This is a genomic window from Chromohalobacter sp. 11-W, from assembly GCF_029889905.1.
Lineage (GTDB): Bacteria > Pseudomonadota > Gammaproteobacteria > Pseudomonadales > Halomonadaceae > Chromohalobacter.
The window spans coordinates 1-22214 of record NZ_JARANZ010000006.1 but is presented as its reverse complement, the minus strand read 5'-3'; the positions used below and the strand labels follow the sequence as shown (position 1 = coordinate 22214).

General features: G+C 60.1%; 21 protein-coding genes. 8 read left to right on the top strand and 13 right to left on the bottom strand.

Going from position 1 to position 22214, the window contains the following annotated elements; genetic code table 11:
• Window positions 1-35: 35 nt before the first annotated feature.
• Window positions 36-830, bottom strand: coding sequence for an SDR family oxidoreductase (locus tag OP494_RS09690; protein WP_247620393.1), 795 nt, complete (start codon window positions 828-830; stop codon window positions 36-38).
• Between the two features lie 219 nt (window positions 831-1049).
• Between OP494_RS09690 and OP494_RS09685 the strand changes: the two genes are divergently transcribed.
• From OP494_RS09685 to OP494_RS09660, 6 genes are all read left to right on the top strand, one after another.
• On the top strand, window positions 1050-2264 hold the full coding sequence (locus OP494_RS09685; RefSeq protein WP_247620394.1) for an aspartate aminotransferase family protein: 1215 nt from the start codon (window positions 1050-1052) through the stop codon (window positions 2262-2264).
• Between the two features lie 23 nt (window positions 2265-2287).
• On the top strand, window positions 2288-3352 hold the full coding sequence (locus tag OP494_RS09680; RefSeq protein ID WP_280540527.1) for an arginine N-succinyltransferase: 1065 nt from the start codon (window positions 2288-2290) through the stop codon (window positions 3350-3352).
• Window positions 3352-4368, top strand: a complete 1017-nt coding sequence (gene astA / locus OP494_RS09675) for an arginine N-succinyltransferase (RefSeq protein ID WP_280540526.1) — start codon at window positions 3352-3354, stop codon at window positions 4366-4368. Before OP494_RS09680 ends, astA begins: the two co-directional genes overlap by 1 nt.
• Window positions 4369-4547: 179 nt before the next feature.
• Window positions 4548-6017: a succinylglutamate-semialdehyde dehydrogenase gene (gene astD, locus OP494_RS09670; protein WP_247620396.1), complete on the top strand. Its 1470-nt coding sequence runs from the start codon at window positions 4548-4550 to the stop codon at window positions 6015-6017.
• Window positions 6014-7390 carry an N-succinylarginine dihydrolase gene (astB, locus tag OP494_RS09665; RefSeq protein ID WP_247620397.1) on the top strand — a complete coding sequence of 459 codons (1377 nt, stop codon included), beginning with the start codon at window positions 6014-6016 and terminating at the stop codon, window positions 7388-7390. The genes astD and astB overlap by 4 nt, the downstream gene beginning before the upstream one ends.
• A 60-nt stretch (window positions 7391-7450) precedes the next feature.
• Window positions 7451-7936, top strand: a complete 486-nt coding sequence (locus OP494_RS09660) for a GNAT family N-acetyltransferase (protein WP_247620398.1) — start codon at window positions 7451-7453, stop codon at window positions 7934-7936.
• A gap of 1 nt (window position 7937) precedes the next feature.
• Here the strand turns inward: OP494_RS09660 and OP494_RS09655 are convergent, their stop codons facing one another.
• The 6 genes from OP494_RS09655 to OP494_RS09630 all read right to left on the bottom strand — a co-directional run bounded on the left by OP494_RS09655 (window position 7938) and on the right by OP494_RS09630 (window position 12929).
• Complete coding sequence (locus OP494_RS09655; protein WP_246895507.1) at window positions 7938-8987, bottom strand: SPFH domain-containing protein; 1050 nt, start codon at window positions 8985-8987, stop codon at window positions 7938-7940.
• Between the two features lie 2 nt (window positions 8988-8989).
• Entirely contained in the window at window positions 8990-9448 is a 459-nt protein-coding gene (locus tag OP494_RS09650; protein ID WP_280540525.1) for a nodulation efficiency, NfeD-like protein, read from the bottom strand.
• Window positions 9449-9536: 88 nt separating this feature from the next.
• On the bottom strand, window positions 9537-10736 hold the full coding sequence (locus tag OP494_RS09645; RefSeq protein WP_280540524.1) for an MFS transporter: 1200 nt from the start codon (window positions 10734-10736) through the stop codon (window positions 9537-9539).
• Window positions 10737-10918: 182 nt separating this feature from the next.
• Window positions 10919-11503: an NAD(P)H-dependent oxidoreductase gene (locus tag OP494_RS09640; RefSeq protein ID WP_280540523.1), complete on the bottom strand. Its 585-nt coding sequence runs from the start codon at window positions 11501-11503 to the stop codon at window positions 10919-10921.
• Window positions 11504-11648: 145 nt separating this feature from the next.
• Complete coding sequence (locus OP494_RS09635) at window positions 11649-12524, bottom strand: LysR substrate-binding domain-containing protein (protein WP_247620402.1); 876 nt, start codon at window positions 12522-12524, stop codon at window positions 11649-11651.
• Window positions 12525-12581: 57 nt separating this feature from the next.
• Complete coding sequence (locus OP494_RS09630) at window positions 12582-12929, bottom strand: putative quinol monooxygenase (RefSeq protein WP_040242874.1); 348 nt, start codon at window positions 12927-12929, stop codon at window positions 12582-12584.
• Window positions 12930-13278: 349 nt separating this feature from the next.
• Here OP494_RS09630 and OP494_RS09625 point away from each other — a divergent pair, with 349 nt between their 5' ends.
• Window positions 13279-14130 (top strand): hypothetical protein, encoded by an 852-nt coding sequence (locus OP494_RS09625; RefSeq protein WP_246919620.1) that lies wholly within the window; start codon window positions 13279-13281, stop codon window positions 14128-14130.
• A 23-nt stretch (window positions 14131-14153) separates the two neighbouring features.
• On the opposite strand, the gene OP494_RS09620 is transcribed toward OP494_RS09625, so the two are convergent.
• Genes OP494_RS09620 through OP494_RS09610 form a run of 3 tightly spaced genes read right to left on the bottom strand, consistent with a single transcriptional unit; the run spans window position 14154 to window position 16597 of the window.
• The gene (locus OP494_RS09620) at window positions 14154-14708 is read right to left on the bottom strand and encodes a DUF924 family protein (protein WP_280540522.1); all 555 of its coding nucleotides are present in this window, start codon (window positions 14706-14708) and stop codon (window positions 14154-14156) included.
• A 25-nt stretch (window positions 14709-14733) separates the two neighbouring features.
• Entirely contained in the window at window positions 14734-15234 is a 501-nt protein-coding gene (locus tag OP494_RS09615; protein WP_280540521.1) for a methylated-DNA--[protein]-cysteine S-methyltransferase, read from the bottom strand.
• 1 nt (window position 15235) lies between these two features.
• The gene (locus tag OP494_RS09610) at window positions 15236-16597 is read right to left on the bottom strand and encodes an AlkA N-terminal domain-containing protein (RefSeq protein ID WP_280540520.1); all 1362 of its coding nucleotides are present in this window, start codon (window positions 16595-16597) and stop codon (window positions 15236-15238) included.
• Window positions 16598-16765: 168 nt separating this feature from the next.
• Between OP494_RS09610 and OP494_RS09605 the strand changes: the two genes are divergently transcribed.
• Window positions 16766-17872 carry an AbrB family transcriptional regulator gene (locus OP494_RS09605; protein ID WP_280540519.1) on the top strand — a complete coding sequence of 369 codons (1107 nt, stop codon included), beginning with the start codon at window positions 16766-16768 and terminating at the stop codon, window positions 17870-17872.
• A 72-nt stretch (window positions 17873-17944) separates the two neighbouring features.
• Here OP494_RS09605 and OP494_RS09600 read toward each other — a convergent pair whose 3' ends face one another.
• From OP494_RS09600 to OP494_RS09590, 3 genes are all read right to left on the bottom strand, one after another.
• Window positions 17945-18712, bottom strand: a complete 768-nt coding sequence (locus OP494_RS09600; protein WP_280540518.1) for an ABC transporter substrate-binding protein — start codon at window positions 18710-18712, stop codon at window positions 17945-17947.
• Between the two features lie 305 nt (window positions 18713-19017).
• Window positions 19018-19386, bottom strand: a complete 369-nt coding sequence (rcsF, locus tag OP494_RS09595) for an Rcs stress response system protein RcsF (RefSeq protein WP_280540517.1) — start codon at window positions 19384-19386, stop codon at window positions 19018-19020.
• Between the two features lie 301 nt (window positions 19387-19687).
• On the bottom strand, window positions 19688-21946 hold the full coding sequence (locus OP494_RS09590; protein WP_280540516.1) for a restriction endonuclease: 2259 nt from the start codon (window positions 21944-21946) through the stop codon (window positions 19688-19690).
• Window positions 21947-22214 lie beyond the last annotated feature (268 nt).

Below are 22214 nucleotides of genomic sequence, written 5' to 3'. Positions count from 1 at the left end.
ACACGGCCCGGGGGTGACGGGCCGTGCGAGTGCGATTACGCCATGCTGTCGACGATGCCGCCTTCTACGCGCAGTGGCGCGCCGGTGGTGGCGCTGGCTTGCGGTGATGCCGCGTAAACGCACATGTTGGCGACTTCCTCGGGGGTGGCGAGACGGCCGATGATCGAGCTGGGGCGGTTCTCCTTGACGAAGCGCGCTTCCATTTCCTCCTGGGACACGCCTTCCTGTTCGGCCAGTTGAGCGATCATGCCGACCACGCCTTCGGAACGCGTCGGCCCGGGCAGTACCGCGTTGACGGTAACCCCAGTGCCGGCCAGTACCTTGGCCAGCCCGCGCGAGATCGACTGCACGGCGGATTTGGTCATGCCGTAGTGGACCATTTCGGAGGGGATGTTCAGTGCCGATTCGCTGGACAGGAACTGGATACGGCCCCAGCCGCGTGATTTCATTCCCTGGGCGTAATGGCGCGATAGCCGCACGCCGCTCATCACATTGACCTGGAAGAACTGCTCCCACGTTTCGTCGTCGGTCTCGAAGAAATCCTGCGGGCCGAAGATTCCCACGTTGTTGATCAGAATATCGGTATCCGCGCGTGCGTCGATCAGCGCCTGGCAGCCTTCGGCGCTTCCCAGGTCGGCGGCGACGCCGGAAACCCGCGCGCCCGAGACCGCAGCTTTCAGGTCGCTCACCGCTGCGTCGACGCGTGCTTGAGTGCGGCCGGTGATCGTGACCTCGGCGCCGGCCTCGGCCAGTCCCTGGGCGATGGCGAAGCCGATGCCGGCGGTGGAGCCGGTGACAATGGCGGATTTGCCGCTGAGATCGATCTGCATGGTGCGTCTCCTTGTAGCGCCTCGTGTGTCCTAGGTGGCTCTTCGCGTCATGGTGACGCGACCATGAGCCTGCAAATAAATGAATCGGGGCGTAGACGCCAAAACTCAACCTCTTTTCATAATTCGTCGTCACATCGCTGAAAGACCCGATACCTCCCATCCTCGTATACTCAATGCCAACCTACCGTATTCGTTGACCTACCCAGGAGGACCGACACGATGTCCCAGTCACCGACCCGTGATGATTTCGACCGCTACATGGTGCCCAACTACTCCCCGCAGCGGACGATTCCGGTGCGCGGCGAGGGCAGCCGTCTGTGGGACCAGGACGGGCGCGAGTACATCGATTTCGCCGGCGGTATCGCGGTCAACGCGCTGGGACATTGTCATCCCGCGCTGGTCTCGGCGCTCAAGGCGCAGGCCGACAAGCTTTGGCATCTGTCCAACGTCTATACCAACGAGCCGGCGTTGGCCCTGGCCAAGTCGCTCGTCGAGCGTACCTTCGCCGACAAGGCTTACTTCTGTTCGTCCGGCGGCGAAGCCAACGAGGCGGCCTTCAAACTGGCGCGGCGCTGGGCGTACGATAATTTCGGTGCGCACAAGGACAAGATCGTCTCCTTCCGCCAGTCGTTCCATGGCCGGACCCTGTTTACCGTCAGCGTCGGTGGCCAGCCCAAGTATTCCGAAGGCTTCGGGCCGATCCCGGGGCGTATCGAGCATGCCGTGTACAACGACCTCGACAGCGTACGTGCGCTGATCGACGACGAAACCTGCGCCGTGGTGGTCGAGCCGATGCAGGGCGAGGGCGGCGTGGTGCCGGCCGATCCCGACTTCCTGAGCGGTTTGCGCGCGCTATGCGATGAGCATCAGGCGTTGCTGGTATTCGACGAAGTGCAATCGGGCGTGGGCCGCAGCGGGCATCTCTATGCGTACATGCATTACGGCGTGACGCCCGACATCCTGACCAGTGCCAAGGCACTGGGTGGCGGTTTCCCGGTCGGCGCCATGCTGACCACCGATCGCGTGGCACCGTCATTGGCGGTGGGCACCCACGGTTCTACTTACGGTGGCAACCCATTGGCTTGTTCGGTGGCGCTGGCGGCGGTGGAAACCATCGATACGCCCGAGGTGCTGGAAGGCGTCATGCATCGCCATGCGCTATTCAAGGAGCACCTCGAGGCGATCAATCGCGAATACGGCATCTTCAAGGAAGTACGCGGCCTGGGCCTGTTGCTCGGGGCCGAGATGGCGCCGGCCTACGAAGGGCGTGCCAAGGAAATCCTGCCGTTGGCCATGGAAGAAGGGCTGATGGCGTTGGTCGCCGGCCCCAATGTGCTGCGCATGGCGCCGTCGTTGGTGATCTCCGACGCAGAAGTGCGTGAAGGGATGGCCCGCCTGGAACGCGCCGTGGCGCGATTCGTGCAGGACGCATGAACCCGCAACCGAGAGACATTGCCATGCTTGTCGTTCGCCCCGTTCAACCTCGCGACTTGCCGGCCCTGGAGCGACTGGCGGGGAGTGCCACGCCGCGCCTGACCAATCTACCGGCGCATCGCGACCGCCTCGAGGAGCGTATCGCGCGCTCCACACGGGCCCTGGCTCGCGAGGTCGATTTTCCCGACGACGAGGCCTATACCTTCGTGCTCGAGGACCTCGAGCTTGGCGAGGTGGTGGGGACCGCCAGCATTCGCGCCCAGGCGGGCGCCATGGATGCGTATTACACCTATCGTCAGGAAACGCTGATTCACGCCTCGCAGCAGCTCAATGTGCGCCGCGAGGTGCAGACCCTGTCGCTGTCCCACGAGACCTCCGAAACCACGCTGCTGTGCGCGCTGTCGCTGGACGCCCGTTACAAGGGCACCAGCGCCGAGAGCCTGTTGCGGCGCGCACGGTTGATGTTCATCGCGCAATATCCCGAACGCTTCGCGTCGATTCTGGCCGTGGCCTTTCCCGGTTACCTCGACGCCGAGGGGGAATCGCCGTTCTGGAACAGCGTCGGGCGGCACTTCTTCGCGCGGGGCTTTCAGGAGATCAACCTGCTGGCCGGGGTGCGCTCGAAGAGTTTCATCGCCGAGGTGATGCCGCAGTTCCCGCTCTATCTGCCCTTGCTCACGCCCCAGGCGCGCGCCGCCATCGGCCGCGAGCATCCCGATCACGAGGGTGCGCTTGAAGAGATGCTCGGCGAAGGCTTCGTGCGCTCGCGGCACGTGGATATCTTCGATGCCGGGCCCGTGGTGCGTGGTGAGCGCGACCGTCTGCAGAGCGTGTCCCAGGCCAGTTGGCATCCGGTGCGCTTGCGCCCGGGCAACGTGCTACCGGATGCCGAACCAGCATTGATCGCCAATCAGCAACTGGGCGGCTTTCGCTGCCTGGTAGCGCGCTATGCGCTGTCGCCCACAGGGCAGTTGATGCTTACGCCCGAACATGCCGAGTTGCTGGGAGTCGAAGAAGGTCGCGCGGTCCTGGCTGCGCCATTGGCGTTGCCCACCGTCCTGGATGAGTTCGACGAGGGAGAAACCTGATGCGCATTCGACCCATCGAACGCCGCGATATCGACGAGCTGCAGGCTCTGGCTTGGCAGACCGGCGTAGGGTTTACCTCGCTGCCCGACAACCGCGATTTCCTCGCCGCCAAGATCGAGCATGCGGTCAGTGCCTTCGAGGAACGCAGCGCCATCGACGATCGGCTATATTTCTTCGTTCTCGAAGACGACGTCAATGGCGAGCTGGCCGGATGTTGCGCCATCGAGGCGCAGGTCGGCCGCGAAGTGCCGTTTTACAATTACCGTCTGGGCACCCTGGCGCATTCGTCGGTGCAGCTCGATTTGCATCGCACCATCGATACGCTGTTTCTCAGCTCCGATCATACCGGCGATGCCGAAGTCTGCTCGCTGTATCTGCGCCCCGAATACCGGCGTGATCGCAACGGCGCCTTGCTGTCCAAGGCGCGCTGGCTGTTCATCGCCGAGTTTCGCGATCGCTTCCCCGACAAGGTACTCGCCGAGATGCGCGGGCGCTTCGACGAGAACGGCACCAGTGCGTTCTGGGAGTGCCTGGGCAGCCACTTCTTTCCCATGAACTTCAACGAAGCCGACCGCCTGACTGGCCTCGGGCAGAAGAGCTTCATCGGCGAGTTGATGCCCAAGTTCCCGATCTACACACCGTTTCTTTCCGAAGAGGCGCGGGCCTGCATCGGCGCGGTACACGAACATACCCGTCCGGCGCTGGAAATGCTCAAGAAAGAAGGGCTGCGTTGGGAAGGCTACATCGACATCTTCGACGGCGGTCCCACGGTGGAGGCCTATATCGACGATGTACGCGCGGTCCGCGACTCGGCTTCCTATCCCGTGGAGATCGTGGACGAGGCCGTCAGCGTTGAACGCCCCACCTGGTTGGTGGCGACGGCTAACATTAGCGACTTCCGGTCCGCTTGGGTCGGGCGCGGGCCCAGCGCAGACGGCGTGCTCACATTGACCGTGGATGAAGCCCGGCGTCTCGGCGTCGCTGCGGGCGACCGCCTGCGCCTGCTCGAGACGTAACCCGGCTGCGCCGGTAGTGGGAAGTCATAAGCTGTAAGCGACGGGCATCGGGCTTTGGGCTTCGGGAAAAGGATGGCGAACTTTCAGCGTAGCCGAATACTGCTTTTCGTAGCTCGTAGCTCGTAGCTCGTAGCTCGTAGCTCGTAGCTCGTAGCTTACAAATGAATCAGGAGCGAACTATGCACGCCAAGCAGCAATTGCTGATCGACGGCGCCTGGGTCGAGGGTGACGCAGCGCGTTTCGACAAGACTGATCCCGTCTCCGGCGAGACGCTATGGAGTGCCAGTGCGGCCAGCGCGGCCCAGGTCGACGCGGCGGTGGCCGCCGCACGGCGGGCGTTCCCCGTCTGGGCGCGTCACAGCTTCGAGGAACGCCAGGCCGTAGTCGAGCGTTTCCGCGAGCGTCTGGAAGCCAATCGCGAGGCGCTGGCGACGAGCATCGCGCATGAAACCGGCAAGCCGCTTTGGGAAGCGCGTACCGAGATCGGTGCGATGATCGGCAAGGTCGCCATCTCGATTACCGCTTATCACGAGCGCACTGGCGAGCGTTCGCGGGATGTCGGCGGCAGCCGCGCGGTGCTACGCCATCGCCCGCATGGCGTGCTGGCGGTGTACGGCCCGTACAACTTCCCCGGGCATCTGCCCAACGGGCATATCGTCCCGGCACTGCTGGCCGGCAACGCGGTGGTCTTCAAGCCCAGCGAGCAGACGCCAATGACCGCCGACCTGACGCTTCAATGCTGGCTCGAGGCGGGCCTGCCCGCCGGCGTGATCAATCTGGTGCAGGGCGCGGCCGAGGTCGGCCAGGCGCTGGCCGGTAGCGCCGACATCGATGGCTTGCTGTTCACCGGCAGCGCCAAGATCGGCGGGCTGCTGCATCGCCAGTTCGGCGGTCAGGTCGACAAGATCCTGGCGCTGGAACTGGGCGGCAACAACCCGCTGGTGGTCAAGGATGTACCCGACCAGGAAGCGACGGTATTGTCGATCCTGCAGTCGGCGTTCGCCTCCGGCGGCCAGCGTTGCACCTGTGCGCGCCGCCTGATCGTGCCTCACGGCGCAGCGGGGGATGCGCTGCTCGAAGCGCTGGTGCGTGCCATTGGGGCGCTGCGTGTGGCGGGGCCGTTTAGCGAACCGGCGCCATTCTATGCGGGGCTGGCCAGCGTCGAGGCGGCGGATGGCTTGCTGGCCGCCCAGGACGATTTCGTCGCACGCGGCGGCCGGGTGTTGAGCAGCATGCGCCGCCTGGAAGAGGGCACTAGCCTGCTGTCGCCGGGGCTGATCGACGTGACGGGCTGCGAGGTACCTGACGAAGAGCATTTCGGACCGCTGCTCAAGGTGCATCGTTATCACGACTGGGACGAGGCCATCGCCCTGGCCAACGATACCCGTTATGGCCTGTCTGCGGGTTTGATCGGCGGTGAGCAGTCCGACTGGGACGACTTCCTGCTGCGCATCCGTGCCGGCATCGTCAACTGGAACCGCCAGACCACCGGCGCCTCTAGCGACGCGCCCTTCGGTGGTATCGGCGACAGCGGCAACCATCGCCCGAGCGCCTATTACGCCGCCGATTACTGCGCCTATCCGGTGGCCTCGATGGAAACCGAGACGCTCAGCCTGCCCGATACTCTGCCGCCGGGGGTGGTGCTATGAGCGAAAGTTCTATGAGTGAAGAGGTACGCGAGGTCAACTTCGACGGTCTGGTGGGGCCGACCCACAACTATGCCGGACTGGCGCATGGCAACGTGGCCTCGATGCGCCACGGCGGGCTCACGGCCAACCCGCGTGAGGCGGCGTTGCAAGGGCTCGACAAGATGAAGTCGTTGATGGAGGCCGGCTACGCGCAAGGCGTGTTGCCGCCCCAGCAACGCCCGGATCTAGGCGCGCTGCGCGATCTCGGCTTCACCGGTGACGATGCCAGCGTGCTGGCACGGGCGGCCGAGGAGGCACCGCAGCTCTTGCGCGCGGTGTGCTCGGCCTCATCGATGTGGACGGCCAATGCCGCGACCGTGACGCCGAGTGCGGATGCCCCGGATGGCCGCGTTCATTTCACCGCCGCGAACCTGCAATCGAGCTTTCATCGCTATCTCGAACCGCGCACCACCGCGCGCGTGCTGGCGGCGATGTTTCGCGACCCCGCACACTTCGCGCATCATCCAGTGCTGCCGGCGACGCCGGCCTTCTCCGACGAGGGCGCGGCCAATCACACCCGGCTGTGCGCTGGGTCTGGAGATAATGGTCATGGCGAGCCCGGCGTTCACCTGTTCGTCTACGGTCGCCAGGCGTTCGGCGGGCAACACGGCCCCACGCGCTATCCCGCGCGCCAGACGCTGGAGGCGAGTCAGGCGATCGCCCGCCAGCATGGCTTGAGTGACGCGCAGACGGTGTTCGCTCAGCAGAATCCCGACGCCATCGACGCCGGTGTCTTCCATAACGACGTCATCGCCGTCGGCAATGGCCCGGTGCTGCTCTATCACGATATGGCGTTTCGCGACGAGACGGCCACGCTGGACGCACTGCGCGCCCGCATGTCGACGCCGCTGATCCCGGTGCGCGTGCCGAGCGAGGCGGTCAGTCTCGAGGATGCGGTATCGACGTATCTGTTCAACTCGCAGTTGCTCTCCAACCCCGACGGCAGCATGACGCTGGTCGTGCCCGGCGAGTGTCAGGAGAACGAAACCGTGTGGCGCACGATTCAGGACCTGCTGCTGGCAGGGTACAACCCCATCAGCGAGGTGCTGGTCAAGGACGTCAAACAGAGCATGCGCAACGGCGGTGGCCCGGCGTGCCTGCGCCTGCGCGTCGCGCTCTCGTCGGCCGAACGTCAGACGCTGGGCGGCCGCGTGTTGCTCGACGAGGCGCTGCATGGCGACCTGACAGCCTGGGTCGAGCGGCATTACCGCGATCGACTAGCGCCCGAGGATCTCGCCGATCCGCAACTCGCCCAGGAATCGCTGACAGCCCTGGACGAGCTGACGCAGCTATTGGGCATCGGCGCGGTATATCCGTTTCAGTTAGAGGCCTGAGACCATCCAGGCGACGCCAGATAGGGCTGAGTCTCGCTGAAAGCGATCAGGAGCATGTGCGTGATCGAGAATATCGCTATCGTCAGGCTGCAAGCCGACTCACCTCACGCGAGAACCGTGGCGGGCTGGACTCATGACGCCTGGGGGCATCTGCACCCCGATACCTCGGCGACGGAGTATCGTCGGGCATTCTATGCGCAGTGCGGCGAGGGCGGCGTGCCCTCGGTTTTCGTGGCAATGCACGAGGCGTCGCCGGTGGGCACGGCGAGCCTGGTCGCCGACGACATGAGCATTCGCCGCGAGCTGACGCCTTGGCTGGCCTCGGTCTTCGTGCTGCCCGAATGGCGCGGCCATGGTATCGCTTCGCGCCTGGTGCAGCGGGTCGAGGCGGAAGCGCTGGCCCACGGCATCCGCCACTTCCACCTCTACACGCCCGATCAACAGGCGCTGTATCGTCGCCTAGGATGGGAGGATCGCGAGGCGCTGACCTATCGCGGCGAGTCTGTGACCGTCATGAGTCGGCGGTTGGATGCCTCTACGATCTGAGTCAGCTACTGCTAGCAGCGCCGCCGACCATGCCGTTGCGCAGGTCAGTTCCATCCTGGCGGTTCTTGACGTGCTGGCTGACGATATCTTCCGGTGAGCCGGCCATTTCCCGGAACATGCCCATGGAGCCGAGCAGGGCGGACGATTCGTAAGGCACGAACACGCGTTCACCATCCTTGGCCATGTTCGGCAGCACCTTGATATAGCTCTGCCCGAGTAGGTAGCCCACCACGGTACGCTTGTCGTCCTCACTGTCGCCGATGGCGTTGAGGACCAGTTTTATGGATTCCTGTTCGCCCTCGGCACGCAGAATGGCGGATTGCTTATCGCCTTCAGCATTGAGGATCGATGACTCACGCTGGCCCTGGGCCATGGCGATGGCGGCGGATTTCTCGCCCTCGGCTTCGGTTACGGTCGCGCGCCGCTTACGCTCGGCAGCCATCTGCAGACGCATGGCACCCTCGACTTCCTCGGGCATGGCGATGTCTTGCACCTCGACGCGAGATATCTTGACGCCCCACTTGGAAGCGGGTTCTTCCATGGCGGATTGGATCGCGTTGTTGACCTCGGCACGAGATTCGAAAAGCTTGTCCAGCTCCATCTTGCCCACTACCGAACGCAGCGTGGTCTTGGCCAGGACCTCGACGGCTTGACTCATGTTGGCGACTTCATAGACGGCGCGTTTGGGGTCGATGATCTGGTAGTAAAGGGCGCCGTTGATGGTGACCGTCACGTTATCAGTCGTCACCACCGGCTGACCGGGAAAATCCATCACCGTCTCGCGGCGATCGATGCGGGTCTCGTCGGTGGCGATCGGGTAGTACTCTTCACCCTGTTTGCGGTAGCGGATCATGCTGATGGCGCGGGGCTGCTCGATGAACGGAATGATGATGTTGATACCGCTCTCCAGCAGTCGATTGAACGACCCCAAGCGCTCGATCACCATCACCTCGGACTGTCGAACGATCACCAGCCCTTTGACGATGATCACAATGCCGATTGCAACGACGATCAGGCTGAGAATTAGCCCCGGTGTTAGAAATGAATCCATGCTTACTGCTCCTGTGGCGATGCTAGCGTGACGATGGCGGTGGTGCCATCGAAGCGCTGGAAAACGACTCGGCTGTCTAAAGGCAGCTCGGTCGTGTCGGACTCGGCAACTCTCAATCGATAAAAATCGCCGTTGATCTTGATGCCGGTCGCACCATCGAAATCGCGCTTGAGCGTATGATATTCATTGCCTTTCTCGACTCCCGTGCCGGTCGTTCCGTAGGCGACGCCATGGGGCGAGAACCAGGGGCGGATCACTTTGATGGTCAGTGGCAACAGCAGGCCGGCGAAGACGCCCAGCCCCAGCAGTTGCCAAGCGAGGCTGACACCGAGCCAGGCCAAGAGTGCCGTCAGCGCGGCCGCAACGGCCAGGGCGAGCAGCACCAGTGCGCCTGAGGTCAGCTCCGCCAGACCCAAAAGCAGAGCGATGGCCAGCCAGGTGTAGGTAATGTTCCAGTCCATATCGGTCCTCGGTGAACGATGCGTGCGGTGAACGATGCCCATCGGCGCAGACATGGAAGCGAGTCTGTGACCGTCATGAGTCGGCGGCTCAACCCTCGCGCACCGTGACCAGTTTGGGCCGGCCGATCATGACCCCGGCGACGGTCTGCACACTGAGCAGTCCCATCAGCAGCCACAACGACAGCCGCCAGTCGCCGGTGACGCCGTGCAAGGCGCCGAACACCAGCGGGCCACCGGCGGCCATGAGGTAGCCGAGGCTCTGAGCCATGCCGGAGAGCATGGCGGCGTGGTTAGCGCGCCGGGTGCGCATCACGATCATGGTCAACGCGAAACTGAAGCAGCCGCCCTGGCCGGCGCCGAGCAGGATCGCCCATAGCGTGGGCGACGCCGTGGGCGCGAGCCACAATCCGACAAGCCCCAGCGCGATCAACGTGCAAAGTCCCAGTACCAGCAGGCTGTGGTGATGCAGCCGCGCGGCGAGGCGCGCGATCACGTAACTTGCGGGGATGGTGGTCAGGTTGATGATCGACAGCATGCCACCCGCGGCGGCGCTGGGAACCCCGGCGGCCGAGGCCACGGCGGGCACCCAAGTCTGCAGGGTATAGAAGCCCAGCGACTGCATGCCCATGAACAGCGTCAGGGTCCAGGCGGTGCGGCTCTTGAACAGCCGCGTGATGCGCGTCGATTGGCCGTCGTCGCTTGCCTTGGGTTGCCGCCAGGCCATCCACATCCAGAGTGCCGTCGTGACCAAGCCAATGCCCGCCCACATCAGGATGGGAACCGACCAGGAACCGCTGAGATTCATCAATGGCACGGCAGTCCCCGCACCGAGGGTGGCGCCGATCCCCATCACGACCGTGTAAAGTCCCATGGTTTGACCGATTCGCTCGGGGCGGTCGCGCTTGACCAGGCTGGGCATGAAGACGTTGCCGAAGGCGATGCCCAGGCCGGCGAAGAAGGTCCCGATGAGCATCACCGGCAGGCTTTCGATACCGCGCAGCAGGCCACCGAGCGCGATGGCCCCGAGCGCCAGGGCGAGCGCGCGATCCAGCCCCATGCGTGCGGCGACGCCGGGCGCCAGCGGTGAGAGCACGCCGAAGCACAGGATCATGCCGGTGGTGAACAGGCTGGCGACGCCGGCACCGATGGCCAGTGTCTGCATGATCGATTCCAGTACCGGCCCCACCACCACGATGGGCGCGCGCAAATTGATCGCCGCCAGCGCGAAGGCGACGAGCCATAACGCAGCGGGTAGGGGAGCGGTTGGGGAAGCGGAACGCGCGGACATGGACAAAAGCCTTCCTCTCGAACGGGCGCGCTATCTTAGCATCTCGTTGAAAAGCTTGCCGTGCATCGAAAGGTGCAACGTCAGAGGGTGAGGCAGGTCACGCGCGGGGCCGCCACCGTGATGCGGCGGCGGCCCGGAGGCCGGTTCAGGCGCTGGCTTTAGCGTTCAGGCGTGGGCTTCGTTCAACTGATGGAAAAATGTTCGCGCAGATGTGCACGATAGGCGTCGATATGGCCGTCGATGTCGGGTGCTTTGATGACGTCGTTGGCGATGTAGGTTGGCATGGCGTCCAGACCCACGAATGCCTGGGATTTGTGGAACGGAAAATAGACGCCATCGACGCCCTGGCCCTCGAAGAAGTTGCCGGGCTCGTCGAAGGCTTCGACGGGCGCGTTCCAGGTCAGCGAGAGCATGTAGCGCCGTCCCTGCAGCAAGCCGCCGCTGCCGTACTGACGGCTGGGGTCCTGGCGTGAGCGTCCGTCGCTGGCATAGAGCGATCCGTGGCCGGCGGTGAAGACTTCGTCGATATAGCGTTTGACCGTCCACGGTGTGCCCATCCACCAGCCGGGCATCTGATAGACGATGACATCGGCCCACAGGAATTTCTCGACTTCGGCGTCGGTATCGTAGCCGTCGTCGACGCGGGTCTCGCGGATCTCGTGGCCCATTTCGGCGAGTTCGCCGCGTGCCACGTCGTGCAGTGTGTCGTTGTAACGGCCGCCGGAATGCGCGAAGGCCTTGGCGCCGTTGATCAGCAGAATCTTCATGGTGTCTTTACCACTTTCGTAGGCATGTGAATGCAAAAGGTGGGGCAGTCTGCCGAGTCGCGGCCTTGCGATAAAGATGCCTAATTGCAAAACATTCTTGCATTAATCACAAAGGTTGCGGCGCGCATGTTCCGGCGTGAGGGAATCAGAGTGTCAGGCGGTCGGCGAAGAAGTCCAGGAAGGCATTGATGCGGCCGTGGAGTGCCGTATTGCGGTAGTAGACCGCCTGAATGGGCTCGTGGCGCTCGTGGGTAGCGTCGTCGAGAACTACCGTCAAGCGCCTGGCTTGGCGAGCGCCGCGCGTCAGGAAGTCCGCCAGGCAGGCGATGCCCACGTCGGCTTCTGCCATTTGCAGTAACGCTTCGCCACTGCTCGAGGCGAGAGTGGGCTGGATGGTACGACCGTCGCCGATGGGCCAGCGGTTGAGTTGGGTCAGATGCGTGAAGCCCAGCAGCACGTGATGCGCCAGGTCCTCGACATGGCGCGGCGTGCCGTAGCGTTCCAGGTAAGCGGGGCTGGCCACCAGGCGACGCCGGCTATGACCGAGCGGTCGCGCATGCAGGGTGGAGTCTTCCAGACGACCGATACGAATGGCGACATCGGTGCGTTGCTCGATCAGGTCGATGTTGGTCTCGTGGGTGGTCAGCTCCAGGCGGACCTTGGGATAGGCGGCATGGAATTCGGCGAGGTGGGGCACGATCTGGTGAAGCAGAAACGGCGTGGCGGCGTCGACGCGCAGGCGTCCGGCCGGCTCGCGACGGCGCACGGTGAGCGCTTCCTCGGCGGTTTCCAAGGTGCCCAGCGCTTGGCGAGCCTGGGCGATGAACGCCTCGCCTTCCTCGGTGATGTCCAAGCGTCGCGTGGTGCGGTGCACGAGGGTCGTCTCGAGCCGCTTCTCCAGGCGCGAGACGGCTCGCGAGAGCCGCGCGGTGCTGGTGCTCAGACGCTCGGCGGCAGCGGTGAAGCCACCGGCGTCGACCACGGCGAGCAGCGCCTCGAGATCGTCCCAGCGGCTTTTCATGATGCCTCGCGAGGTGCGGGGGTAATCGCAGGGACGATCATCCGTCGGTGCGGCGCGTTATAGCTTGGGTGCGTCGAAATCGGCCGGCTCATCGGTATACACGCAGACGTTGGCGTCTTCGACATCGCCGTCCTCGGCTTCGACGTATTCGGCGAAGAAGGCCTGCACTTCACGGCGTTGGCAATGGGCTTCGAAGGAGGCACGGTCGGCCCAGATCTCGTGAAAGACGATGGGATAGCTGGTGCCATCGGCGAACGGGTTGTCGATCTTCCGGGTCACGGTGTACTGGATGCAAGCGTCTTCGCGATGCGCGTTGGGTTCGAGCGCCTGCAGCGCCTGGAAGACGCTTTCTTCCTTGCCGGGCTTGGGCTTGAACTGGGCAGTGCAATAGATCTTGCTGGACATGGGTGACCTCTTGAATGCATGCGAATGAATGCGAAGACGATACCATCTCGGTACCTGGTGTCGGTAGTTGGAAAACGCATTGCGGCTGTCCGTCGCGACGTCTTAATCCAAAGGCGTATTGAGCACGCCGGCGCCATTGTTTATCAAGAGGGTTCGAGTCACTGTCATGCGAGGTTGCCCCCATGCGCGTCATGAAACCCGATACCCTGCGCCACGCGCTCATCGTCGCCTTGATGGGTTCCGCCACCTTGTTGGTCTCGGCGTTAAGCTACCAACTGCTGATCTGATGGCGATGGCGCTCGGGCCGCCGAGCGGTTAGGGTCTGGGCATTGTCCCGGGAGCTTTCGTCATGTCGCTGTCTTCTCGCATGCCGCCTTCTCGCATGCCCCATTGCCGCTGGGCGGTGGCGGCGTTATTGATCTTGGCGCTGGTATCGTGGCTTGGCGTCACGCATGACGTAGCGCTGTCCACGCTGGATGACGCTCTCGCCACGGCGTTCAAGAGCTTTGCCTTGGCCAAGGCGCTCAATGCGGCCATTTCGGTGATGCAGAGCGTCACTGCCGATGCCATGGTCTTTCAGGTACAGTTCGGCCAGGCGCTGGACCCCGCCAATGACCTCGTCGAGCGTTTTTCGTGGATCATGTTCGCCTCCACGGCCTCGCTGGCCATGCAGAAAGTCTTGATCCAGATGGCCAGTCACGCGGTCATCAAGGCGCTTTTCTCGTTGAGCTGCCTGTTGCTGGCGGTGTCGCTCGTCTGGGGGCGTGGTGTTTGGCGCGAATGGGCCCGTCGGGCGTTCTTGCTGATGGCGTTCCTACGTTTCGCGGTGCTCATCGCGGCGCTGGCCAGCACCTGGATGGGCGATGCGCTGATTGGCGACCAACGTGAGGGGCTTTATACGGCGTTGGACCAAGATCGCGCGGTGTTCCAGGACGTCGCCGAGACGCAGGCCGGCATTCGTGAAGAAGACGACGGCGTGTGGCAACAGCTCAAGGATAAATGGGAAAGTGCCGTGGGCCATCCGGTGCGCGACCTGCTGACACGTCTGGATAGCATGACCGAGAACGTGGTGGCCTTGTCGGCGGTGTTCATCGTCCAGACGATTCTTTTCCCCCTCGGTTTTCTCTATTTGAGCTGGCGCCTGCTCGGCACGCTGACCGCCCCGTTGGCGGGGCGTTATCCCGTTGCTCGCGGCGCCTGATCGCACGTACAGCGTCATCAGTCTTAAAAGGACGATCCCGGCTGGCGTAAGAAGTCGCGTTCTTCCGGCGTCGATTCCCGGCCCAGAATCGCATTGCGATGCGGATACCGGCCGAAACTCTCGATAATCGCCCAATGACGTTGCTCGAAGTCCAGGTTGCGCTCCAGGCCCGGCTGATCGAAAAGCCGCAGGGCTTCCTGGTGGATGATGGGCGATTCGCTGTGCATATACGGCATATAGACGAACGCGCGCTGTTCGGGGGGTAGCGCTTGATCGCCTCCGCGCGCGACCAGATGCTGGGCGAGGCTCAGCGCTAGCGGGTCCTGAGCGAAGGCCAGGGCCTGATCGCGGTAGATATTGCGCGAGAACTGATCCAGCAGCAGTATTTCCGCCAGGGCGCCGCGACTACTTTGCCGCCAAGCATAAAGCTCGCAGCGACATGCCGCGTCGTACAGTGCCCCGAAGCGTTCGGCGAGCGCCTGGTCGAACGCCGGGTCCTTGTTGAACCACTGTCTGGGGCCTGCCTCCACGAACCAAAAATCCAGCACTTGCCGTGCCTGCTCAACATCTTGCGTCATGGCGCACCTCCGTTGATCGATGCGATTAACGTGTTGAATGGTGTTTGATGGGCGTGCGCTCGAGTTCGAGTAACCAGGCCTTGCGCTCGATCCCGCCAGCATAGCCGGTGAGCGTACCATCACGCCCGATCACGCGATGACAAGGCACCACGATGGGCAGCGGATTGCGGCCGTTGGCGGCGCCTACCGCGCGCACCGCCTTGAGGTTGTCGATGTCTCGGGCGATCTCCGCGTAGCTGCGCGTCTCCCCGAACGGAATGCGTGCTAGTGCCTGCCATACGCGCTGCTGGAAGGGCGTGCCTTGCGGGTCGAGCGGCACGTCGAAATCGCGCAATTCTCCCTTGAGGTAGGCGCTTAACTGCTCGCGGCAGGTCTTGGTGAGCGGCGAGGGCGCCGCCGGTGTCTCGGCACTGTCGACGAAGGCGATCTCGCGAATCCCGTGCTCGCTGGCGAGGATGCGTAGCATGCCCAGCGGCGAGGTCGGTTCGGGCGTGACGTAATCGATGGCGTAGGCGGAGGATGCCATATCAGCGACTCCAGAGTTGTAGGGTGAGATAACTGCGCCACGGCGCGGCAAGATCCGGCTCGATCGTGTCCAGAGACGTCAGGGCCCGCTTGACGCCCAGGTCGCCGCCCAGCCAGATATCGGGATGGCTGGTGCCGCGCAAGGCGGCGTAATCGGCACTCCAGGGACCGATGCCTTTGAGTGTGGTCCAGCAGCGAGGGTCGTCGTCGAGCCGCTGCTCGCATTCGGCTCGCGCCAGGCCACGCAAACAGTCGCGGCGCGCCTGGGGCATGCGCAGAAACGTGAGATCGCTAGCGGCGATCCGCGCGGCCGTGGGGAAGTGGCGCCCGCCCTCGGCGGTGGGTTCGCCGAGCGCTTCGACCAGATTGGTCGTATGCCCGCGCGCCGCCGAGATCGAGACCTGCTGGCCGAGAACCGCGCGAATGCCGGCCTCAAAAGGACTCCACAGGCCGGGCAAGCGCAAGCCCTCGACAAGCGGAAACGTGGCCGGAAGCGCCTGACGAAGCTGCGCCTCGATGAGTGCCGTATCGGCGTCCAGGTCGAGCACACGGCGGATGTTGCGTACCACCGGCGAGAGCGCCCCGAGGTCGTCGAGATTCAGCGTGACACGAAAACAATGCTGGTCGGGCATGTGCTCGGCCGTGAAGTGGCCGCGTGCCGACCCCCACTGAATGTAACGACCGTAGCGATGCGCGTCTCCCCATTCCAGTTTGTCGATACGCCGCACGGCGAGGAAGTCACGCAGCCATGCCCAGGCGTAAGGCGGGCGATAGGCCAGCGTCAGTGTGAGGTTCTCGCTGGGGGGCCGAGGCGTACGTCGCAACTCACGCGGTGCGTGTCCCACTTGGCGACGAAACGCATCGTTGAAGCGCCTCAGGCTGGTGAAGCCGCTGGCGTAGGCGATATCGGCCACCGGCAGCGCGCTCTGGTGCAGCAACTGCTTGGCGAACAGGCACTGGCGATGCAGGGCGTAGGCCTTGGGCGAGACGCCCAGGTGCTGCTTGAAAAGCAGGCGCAGGTAGCGCTCGCCGATGCCGAGGCGCTCGCAGAGCGCGCCCAGCGAGTCTTGGCTCAGGGCGCCTTCGTCGATCAGCCGCAAAGCGCGGCGTAGCGTGGTGTGATTGCCATGCCAGGCGGGCGATTCCGGGGCGCTGTCCGGGCGGCAGCGCAGGCAAGGGCGAAATCCCGCCTGGGCGGCGCTTACAGCGCTAGGGAAATAGCGCACATTGTCATCACGCGGCGGCCGGGCAGGGCAGATCGGCCGGCAGTAGATACCGGTCGTGGTCACGCCGACGAAGAAACGCCCATCGAAGCGAGCATCCCGAGATAAACGGGCCACGCGGCAGCGGTCGGGGTCGAGCATGACGGGGTTCCTCGAAGCGGCAACGCTACCAGTGTAACGCGCTGACGGCACCGGACTCGCCGGATTCGGCAGTGATATACGCGGCGATGCGCTCGTGGTAGCTGCAGCGAGAAGTACTGCGGAAAGTCCTTAGCTTGCTATAATGCGTCCCTTTTGTGGAGTACTTCCTTGGCCCCTTCCCCGACTCCTGCGCCTTCTCGACCGTCGTCTCCCCGCATGCACCGTGCCGGGCTGTGGTTGGCGCTATTCGTGGCGTGCTGCGTGGCGAGTGGCGTGCTAAATCATTGGCATATGCCGGCGGGTGGCTTCATCGGCCCGATGCTGGTGGGCATCGCGTTCGGCATTGGCGGCAGCGGTCTGCGTCTACCGAGACGTTGCTTCAAACTCGGCCAAGGCACGGTCGGCGTGTTGATCGCGCATGCCATGACGATGAGCGTGCTGATGACGATCCTCGATGGCTGGCTGGTGATGCTGTTGGCCACGGCCATTACGCTGCTGCTTAGTCTGCTGGTGGGGATCGTTCTGGTGCGTTACGGCGGGCTTCCAGGCAGCACGGCGGCCTGGGGTACCACACCGGGCGCGGCGGCGGCGATGGTGGCGATGGCCGAAGAGCGCGAAGATACCGACCCGCGTATCGTGGCGGCGATGCAATACGTGCGAGTGGTGTGCGTGGTGCTCGTGGGGGCCCTGGTGAGCCATTGGCTGGGGGTGAGCGATACGCCATCGCGTGGCGGGGGCGGCTTTCCTGACGACCTGGCCGGGACGGTCGATTTTGCGATCACCTTGGCGGTCATCGTCGGCGGGGTCTGGCTGTGCGATCGCCGCTTGCCTGCGGGCGCCTTGCTGGGGCCGATGCTGATCGGCACGGTGCTGCATCTCGCCGGCTGGGCGACGCTGTCGATGCCGGCACCCTTGCTGATGCTGGCTTACGGCTTCATCGGTGTCTATGTGGGGCTGCGCTTCGACCGCGACGCGCTGGCGACCGTGGCTCGCTCGCTGGGCAAGATGGTCATGGCGTCGATAGTGCTGATTGGGTTATGTGCGCTTTCCGCGTTGTTGATGGTAGGGCTCATGGACACGAGCTTCATCACCGCCTACCTGGCGACCAGCCCTGGCGGGCTCGACTCGATGACCATCATCGCCATCGACACGCATGCCGATTTGGGTCTCGTGGTGGCGCTGCAGACATTGCGGCTCTTCACGGTGGTGCTACTGGGGCCGGCAATGGCGCGTTTCATCGCGCGTTTCGCCCCGTCCGCGAAAGGTACGTCCTGAGCGTTTGCCGTAACGCAAAGGGGCGGCCCGCAGGCCGCCCCTTTGCGTGGCGTTGGTTGTATCGACGCCGCCTTACTTGGCTTCTTCAGAGAAATACTTGTTGTAGAGTTCCTGATAGGTGCCGTTGTCCTTCAGGGTCGCCAGCGCTTCGTTGAACTGGTCTGCCAGCTCCTGATCGCGCTTGCGGAATGCAATGCCGAAGCCTTCGCCGAAATACTTCTTGGGTTCGGTGATCATCTCGCCGACGACTTTATAATCGCCTTCTTCGCTATCCAGCAGGGTGGACTTGCCGACCGGGAAGTCGAGGAAGGCGATGTCGACACGACCGGCATCCATATCGAGGACGAGGTCATCGGCGGTGGAGTAACGGCTGATCTCGGCCGCGTCGCCGAACATGTCGGTGGCGTAGTTATCCTGCAATGTGCCGCGCTGCACCCCGATGGTCTTGCCTTCGAGCGTTTGCTTGGCCGGGAAGTCGATGCCGCTGTCTTGCGGTGCGAACCACGCGGAGGGCGGCTGGAAGTACGGGTCGGAGAAGAGCACGGTCCCCTTACGTTCTTCGTTGATGGTCATCGAGGACATGATCGCGTCGTACTTACGCGCCATCAGGCCCGGAATGATGCCGTCCCACGCCTGCACGACCCACTCGCACTTCCTGTCGATCTCTTCGCAGATGGCGTTGCCGAGCTCGATGTCGAAGCCGGTGAGTTCACCGTCGGCCGTGCGGTATTCCATCGGCTCGTAAGGCACGTCGACGCCGATACGCAAGGTGTCCTGAGCGACGGCGCTGCCAGCCAGCAAGGCGCTACCGAGAAGGGTGATGGTCAGCAATTTTTTCATGGAAAGCTCTCTACGGAATTTGCAGTGTGTTGTTATGGAGCCGCCTCGTGAGCAGCCCTGAGTTTCACGTCTTGCAGCATATCGAAGCACCGCCGCCATGCCTAGCATGGTGTGGCTTGGCGCGATGGTTCACAGTGCCAGTGAGTACGCAGCGGAAGGGAGAGCGTTCTGGAAAGCCCAAGGCTTGGCCTGCGGATAATGTGAATAGCATCCGTTAGGGGGAAATATTAACGGATCAATAATCAGCGCAGCTTTACCGCATTAGACACTGAAAATGCATAGTTGATTGGTTTATTAAGTATTAACTATTCAAGTGATGCGGCTTCGCCAATGCAAACCCAGGATTCCCAGCAGTTATTACTCCAGTCCACCGAAGCATCTTGAGAGCAGGTTGGGTATAATATAGCGTCGGCCTTCATCTTAACGGCCTTTATTTTTAACTGAGTCATGGCTGCTTCTTTAGAAGTGTTTCCACTAAAGGCGGAGCCTTTACACGAAATGCCTTTTATCTTCCCTTTAGAGAAATATTTTACACTATCAGGGTTGTTTATTGTCTGGATTTCGTTCATGGCTCTTGCTTGCGACAAAGATAATTCATCAACATTATCGACTTGCCCAAACCCCGCGCAGCCAGTCAAGAAAGAAAGTGCCAATAGCATGCCAACGCGCTTCATTGTTTCCTCCGTTTTTGTGCTTGACGCTGAATTAGGTCGCGATGCGGCGAAAAATTGGTCGCTTTGAACTGTTCAACGGATGTCGATCCTTAGATGGTTAATTACAAATTGAAAAAATGATGTGGATCAATACTTGTTCTGATTTTTGTGACGCTGACTGGCGACTTGTGGTTTAGCGTTGCGCCTTCTTTTCAGTGATTATTGCGGGCATCGGTTTTCTCCTCCGTGGGAGTTATTGATGCGTGTCTACTAAACCGGGGGAAGTCCATGTCCGACAGCATGCGCTTGTTAGATTTTGGTCTCATGACCTGTCAAAGAGATCATCTATGGCATCCGTCGTTGACCTCATACTATATCGCTGTTCTTTATATTCTTCATATTGTTGATCTTCGTACATTGCTGAATTCATATTGGACTGAATGATATCGTCGATATCACAATTTTCACTCACAAATTCCACATCAGCCTCTTCAAACGTAACCCCTAGCTCTGAAAACCTATTTGCGATATAATTTGATATTTCTGAGGAATCACAACTTTCTGGATCATAAGCATCGCTCATGATGCCCTCTTCAATCACGTCCCTTGTAATATCCTCTGAAAGATAGTCAATATAGACCTCTTTAAGTTTTGTAGTCAGATCAGACGGTGGTATGTCTATAGCAGCGACTAGCTTTGATATAGGAATGAACTCCTCCATGTCTTTTTCGTAATCATAAACCCAATCCTTTAACTGACTTTGGAAACCTAAATCATAAGGATTAATGAGATCTAGTGAGAGCGCCCAATTAATGAAATCGAAGAAATCAATTCCATAGGAACATGACCCAGAAGACAATGCTGATTTTGTTAATATTTTAATATACTCAAAAACTTCACCTTTCGGCGATAGCAACGAGGCTGAATGTGATAGTATGCGCAGCTTGTAGCTGTCTATCTTGTTCCCATTTTTCGATATTGATAGCCTAATTAGTTGAGACTCTAGAAAGTTGCAGTAATATTCTTCATCGATAATTCCAGACACCTTCAAGCTATTCAGATTCGATATTGACTCAGGTGTTCTTAAGCTAATAAGCAATTCATTAATATAATTAAAATCGCCTAAATAATTGGAAATTACAAAATCAGCAATTGATGGATTAAACAGGTCATATAAAATATTATCTTTATCTAGAATACTTCGGTTCAATAACGCGCCAACTAATAATCTTCGGACCGACTCATAACTCTTGTACGACGTGACATTTATATTGCTTGTTACAATTTCATCGTAGAGGCTTCTTAATCTCTGTTCTGATAATGACTTTCCATGAAGACATACTGCAACAACAATATGCCTACATATATCATCAACTTGAACCTCAAGAGCATTTCTCCAAATATCCTTAGGGTTAGATAAGGTTCTGTCAATATAATCCCAATAATCACTAGGCTCTAAGTCCGATAGGCGATGATGGTCAGTAATGAATGATATAAGCCTAGGGTTGAAGTTTTGATGCTTGATGATTTTAAGGTATCTCTTTTCTTTGTATATTTCACTTATATGATCTTCATCCAAATCACCAAACCAGATATGGTTGTATAGGATTTTTGCCTTATCGATATCAGTTAGCGAAGCAATGGATAATTCATACTCATTTTTATTCATATTCTTAATTTCAAAAAGATCACTGAGTCTCTTACCTTGGTTTAAAATATTTGATCGAGACGTAAGAATAAATCTCTTCTTTTTGTCTTTTTCGATCCTTTTTATAAAGTTGATGACATGAGAATCTTGATGCGAATCAAGAGCCAGCAAGAAGTTTCTACCTAAAAAATCATCAAAGTAGAACACTTGTTTAGACTCTTCACGGTAAATGTCCTCCGCTTCATTTAGTGAGTTCTCTATAAAACAAAACTCATAGCCTTTGGCAGAGTAGTATTGGCATAGCTGGTCAGCCAAGGATGTTTTCCCAACGCCTGGTGATCCGGTAATTATTACTGAGTGTATTTTTTCAAGCTTATCCATAGCTTGATTATGACTCTGGGTCACTACATAACGATTAGACTCTTCAACGATTTCTTCTAGCTTATGCCTGCTTCTGCCGATAATCGCAGAATTCAATATCGTTGTAAGAATATTCGTACTAGATATCCAAAGCTTATAATGTTTTCTCTCAACTTCTATGTTTTTTGATAGAATGTCATTAAGGTCTTCATTTCCAAAGATATCCGACTCTGACAATATGTATGGAGATAATAGGCTCTTGATTTTTATCTTATTTGCTCTCGATAGCTCTAATGATGTGACAAAAATATAGCGCTTCGGATCAAGCTTCTTTACCTTTTCTGCTTCCGTGCTTTCAATTGATCTGATGAGTGCTGTTAGTCCAGATTTCAACCAGTGCTTGCACTGTATAATGACTTCGTCACCTTCTGAAGAAAAAAAACGACCATCCACGCCACCATCGCGTCCAGGTTTAAATCTTTCAATTCTAGAACCTAAATGAAATGACAAAAGGTCTGTCGATAATTCCTCGAACTCTTTATCATTTAAGCTACTAAAATCGTAATCTGACATTAAGATATTATCCTCAACAATGGTGGATGGTAGTTGAATCTAACGTCTAAGCTCAGTTGACGCCGGAGCAACCGAAGGGCGCGGAGGGAACCCGAATCGTGACAACGATTCGGGCGATCAACTGCAGCGTTTCGTTAGCTCTGCAAACCCTCACGGCATTGAACTGACCCCCAATCGTTGGACGGTTAGTTCTCTTAACCGGCGGCCATGGCCTGAGTCCTGTATTGCACGGGGCTCAGGCCTTTTAGTCTCTGCTTGATCCGCTGAT